Raw genomic sequence first — 4,527 nt, 5'->3', positions numbered from 1 at the left:
CTGTTCAAAACGATCCAGCCGCTCAATGGTCAACCTGAGCCGGTCGTTTTCCAGCATGTCATTTCCTGGGGACCGGGCATAAAAAAAGGCGATCAGACTCCAGAAGGGATCCTGCACGGGCAGAGCAATTGCCCGCGCCAGATTTTCCATATCTACTCTTTGCGTGACTGACAAATCCTTGCCCAACATGCGTTCAAACTGCTCTGCGATTCCCGCAAGCCGATTTTCGTTGCTGATCATTTACCGCTCCAGAGTTTCAATAACATCAAGCTGCTGCCAGAATGTCTGGCGCCACATCCGAAATGCCAGTTGCCAGCCCAGACCCAGTTGGCCATAGCGCTCTATGAAATCCGGCATTCTTGTGTCCAGAAGACGTTTTGCCGGATCGCAGGCTTCAGGCATTTCCCGTTCCATCCACTGATCAGGCAGGGAATCTCGAACTGTGCTTCTGTCCCAAAGCCCAAAACCGCGCTGGGTATACAGGTTTCGCAAAATAATCCCCTTCCCAAAAACTTCTGGCAGATGTTTTTGCCGGCTGGCCAGGCCCTGGACCGCTTCTGGACGGTCAGTCAGTACCCAGAGAGGGATCGTTGAGCTTTCGGTAAGTATCCGGGAGACAATTGCCTCTCTTCCATCCAGAACTGTCCGTGCTGCATATGAAGGGAAAGGGAGTAAAATCCGGATTTCCTCATCGGTCTGTTCTGCCCGATGTTTCCACCCTTCCAGCAGATCACCGAGTTCGATCCAGCCACTGTCTGTGCGAAGGTCAATGGAGTGGATCCCGAGTATGGAACCACCCGTGTTGATATCCTGACTTATTCTGGCGAGGGCACCAGTCTCAATGAGGAACAGCCGGTATTGGTTATTTTGTGGCTGGGGACCGTGAACATAACGATCCATCAGCATGCGGCAGGCCAGACGTTTCCCGGCTCCACCGACCTCACTATCCAGTAGCAGAGTCCTGAGCACATCAACAACCGGTCGGAAGATCTTCTACACGAGCCAGGGCTTGCCAGGCTTCATGCCGCCAGGTTTCCAGCGAAAGACGTGAACCCATCCCAAGGCGGTTGCCGGATATTCCCTCATTGAGTACGCGCTGGAATGGCGTCCGCCCAATCTTGTGCAGCAGAATGTCGTTACATTCGGGAAAATCCACCTCAACCCATTCGCCAGAATCAACAATTTCCTGTCGCAGGAGACTTTCTTTCCAGAGCGTGAATTTATCCGTCGCACCAAAAAACAGGTTTTTAACGATAAGGCCATGTTCGTAGTGTGCCGGGATGGTTTTGCGCCGATTTTCCAGAGCATTCATGCAATCCTGGGTGCGGCTCATTACCCAGACGGGAATTGCATTGACCGAGCGCAGAATTTCACCAACCAGAGGAATGCTTCCATCAAAGGCACGAGGACCAATCTGGGCAGGCATGGAAATGACCACGCGAATATCTCGCTCCGAATCCACGTAAGCTTCCATTCTGTCACCAAATTCCGACCACCCAGATTCTGTTTCCAGATTGATCAGATGCGTAGAAACCAGATTATTATCGGTGTCATTAACGCAATAACCGCCTGCACCACATACATCCGGATTTGAACGGTCTGCATCAAAGACCACGACATCGCGATCCCCTTGCCTTGGATCGTGCAGGTACATATCTACCAGTGCGCGGGATACCAGAGACTTTCCGACGCCTCCCTTGTCACCATCCACAAATATCGTTTTCAACATGAATATCCTCTGTTTCAAGAACCATCAGACAGGAGCTATCGGAAGTTTTGGAAGCGGCGCTAGTGGGTTATCTGGGACTTCCGGCTGTCAGAGATCTTCCCCAATAAACCCTTTGCCGATCATTGATCTGGTGAGCTCCCCGTATCGATTGTAACTGACGCCAACTTCATTCTTGCCATAAGGTACATCAGGGTCCACGCCCGGAAGCACGGAGTAGAGCCTACCTTTTGGTGACTGATGCAGATCCATATCCACCCCATTGACCCTTTTACGGACCATCGGCCAGTCAGTAGGAATAGGGGGTAACTCGTCGCGCTCCTTTCGTTTGAACTCTTGCGGGGTGAAATCAGAGACTGCTGGTGGCATAGCTGACGTCTTTTCTTGATGGACAGTACCGACCACAGAGGGGGATGTTTTTGTAACCTTTTCTTTTTCTGGGGTAATACTTGACAGTGGTTGACCTTTTGACACTGCATCTGGGTTCAGAGTTTGTTTCTGGTCAGATGTAATTGAAGCCGGCATTTTTTTGGGTTTGCGCCCAGTTGATTCAATTTTTTTGAGATAGTTATGCAGCATTTGCCTCGTAATGGGGACACCTGTTTCTGTAAGCACTTTAGCAATTGACTGTAAAGAATGCCCCATCGATCTCAGTTCAACCAATTGATCATAATGCTTGGCTATAGCTTCATATAAAGTGCCACGAGACGAAGCCATCAATGTCTGAAGCGCTGAGTCTACACGTTGATCAATTTCTGCTTCCATTCCCATATTCCCTTGTAAACCAATCCCGAAAATTTAATCTGCAACATTGGCAGTCAATTCCACCATGTGATGTCATCAGGTGACGTCATCACATGGCAACACTATATGACAATATTAGGTGACAGCACCAGGTGACAATACTAGGTGACGGCACTAGGTGACGGCATACTTAAAATTGGAGCTGCATTTTTTGGTACAAGGTAGGCCATGTGTCCACAATCGGGCAAAGCCCGATCATGGAACAAGGCACTTGCTCAGGGCACAGCCCCGAGACCCCATGAGGCTTCATTCCGCACTGCGTTTGTCACGATATTTCCCGCTGCGCTGATAGTGCATGACAGATGCATCGGTGAGGACGCTTCCGTGGAAAAAATCGTGAAGGCCAGGATCAGCCATGACGACCTTGAAAGGATCAGGAGTAATGCAGATGCCTGCGGCCTCACTGTAAGCGAATACATCCGGCGGGCAGCTCTGGAGAAAAAGGTGGCACCCATTACCGATGGGCAGGCGGTGGGTGAACTGCGGCATGTGGCGGCGATGCTCAAGCATTTGTATCCCAAGTCATCCAACTGGACCAATGCGGAAAAGCGCAAATACTGGGATGGTTTTGAACATCTGCTGGCCATCGCCAAAAACATCGAGGACCATGGTCGTTGATCGCTGAGAAAATTTCCAACAAATCCTCTTTCGGGCGCAAAGGCTTTACCTTACCCATCCGGTATGTTGCCCGCGATGAAGTGGATTCCGGGAAAGAAATACCGGTTCTGATGGGGCAGGTAAATCTCGATATGGATATCAACACGGCAGAAGACCGGGAGCTTATAGCCATGGTCATGAACACTACCGCGCAAAGGGCAAAACGCCTGCAGGCCAATCCAATCAGCCACTGGACCATCAACTGGATGGAAAACGAGCATCCGGACCAGAAACAGATTGCCCAGGTGGTAAAGGCAAGCATGTCCACGCTGGGCATGCAGAACTGTCAGGCATTCTGGGCTTTCCATCAGGATACAGACAATGATCACATTCATCTGATCATCAATCGGGCACTGCCGGATGGCAGCGTGGTCAAGGAACCCAGACGGGATTACCTGCTGATGGATCGTGCCATGCGTGAACTGGAAATCCAGCAGGGCTGGAACCATGCTCATGGACCCTGGATGGTGCGAGAAACACCGGAAGGTGAAAAAAACATCATGCGCATGTCCCGTAAGGAGCGACGGGAACGTGGATTGCTGAAGGAGGATAAAACGACTCAGGGGGCCAGACATGCAAGACACCATCAAGCCGCGCCATCCTTTCAGGAATGGGTAGCCACAGCGCCGGCAGAATCCCTGCAGGGCACACTGCTTCGTCGAGGTGCCACATGGGAGAACGTACATGCGACACTGGCCGGTTACGGCATCCGCATTGAACCCAGACATCGTGGCGACAAGAGTGGCCTTGTGCTGACATCAACCATTGGTGACCGGACTTTTTCCGCAAAAGCTTCCCAAATGGGACGATGGGCAAGCCGTGGAGCTCTGGAGAAAAAACTGGGGCCTTTTGAACCGGTTAGTGATGTCACCGGGTTACCCCAGCTCCGTGATCATTACGGTCGCTTCCTGGAGCGTTTTCAGAGAGGGGCAGAGGGCAAATGGGAACGAAAAAAAATCGGATATGATTCTGGGCACATTCACCAGGATGATAAAGGATATCGTCACGATCCAGCTTATCAGGCCAGACGGGAAGCACGACGGGCAGAACGGGCCAAGGCTCGGGAGGAACTGTACCGACGTTTCCAGGATGAGCAGGAATGGCGGCGAAACATGCGGAGGGAAGCCAGGGAAAAACTTCGGGAAAACCAGCAGCTGGAGCGGCAACAGTTACGTGATCTGCTGCGTGATCGGCGCAAAGAGTGTGTCCAGGGGCTGCATGGAGCAGAAGCCCGTTTAGCCTTTGTCACGGATCGGCAATATGGAGCCAAACCGCAGTCGGCGTAATGGCGCCACCTTGGGATCGGCGTAATGGCGCCACTTCCGGATCGGCATAAAGGA

At 51.7% G+C, this 4,527-nt stretch carries 6 protein-coding genes; 2 read left to right on the top strand and 4 right to left on the bottom strand.

What is annotated here, in order from left to right:
• From AC2VLY_RS12475 to AC2VLY_RS12460, 4 genes are all read right to left on the bottom strand, one after another.
• Positions 1-240 (bottom strand): hypothetical protein (locus AC2VLY_RS12475; protein WP_486894397.1); only part of this gene is annotated, 240 nt, incomplete at its 3' end.
• Entirely contained in the window at positions 241-969 is a 729-nt protein-coding gene (locus tag AC2VLY_RS12470; RefSeq protein WP_486894398.1) for a hypothetical protein, read from the bottom strand. It abuts the gene before it with no gap.
• 1 nt (position 970) lies between these two features.
• Positions 971-1,729, bottom strand: a complete 759-nt coding sequence (locus tag AC2VLY_RS12465) for a hypothetical protein (RefSeq protein ID WP_486894400.1) — start codon at positions 1,727-1,729, stop codon at positions 971-973.
• A gap of 87 nt (positions 1,730-1,816) precedes the next feature.
• The gene (locus AC2VLY_RS12460) at positions 1,817-2,491 is read right to left on the bottom strand and encodes a hypothetical protein (RefSeq protein ID WP_486894402.1); all 675 of its coding nucleotides are present in this window, start codon (positions 2,489-2,491) and stop codon (positions 1,817-1,819) included.
• A 363-nt stretch (positions 2,492-2,854) separates the two neighbouring features.
• Here AC2VLY_RS12460 and AC2VLY_RS12455 point away from each other — a divergent pair, with 363 nt between their 5' ends.
• Together AC2VLY_RS12455 and AC2VLY_RS12450 are read left to right on the top strand one after the other, a co-directional pair.
• Positions 2,855-3,148 carry a plasmid mobilization protein gene (locus tag AC2VLY_RS12455; protein ID WP_486894403.1) on the top strand — a complete coding sequence of 98 codons (294 nt, stop codon included), beginning with the start codon at positions 2,855-2,857 and terminating at the stop codon, positions 3,146-3,148.
• Positions 3,145-4,473, top strand: a complete 1,329-nt coding sequence (locus AC2VLY_RS12450) for a relaxase/mobilization nuclease domain-containing protein (protein WP_486894405.1) — start codon at positions 3,145-3,147, stop codon at positions 4,471-4,473. The genes AC2VLY_RS12455 and AC2VLY_RS12450 overlap by 4 nt, the downstream gene beginning before the upstream one ends.
• Positions 4,474-4,527: the final 54 nt, after the last annotated feature.

Source organism: Acidithiobacillus sp. TH-A36 (assembly GCF_057473445.1).
Note: the sequence above shows the minus strand (reverse complement) of the source record. Positions and strands in the feature narration are given on the sequence as shown.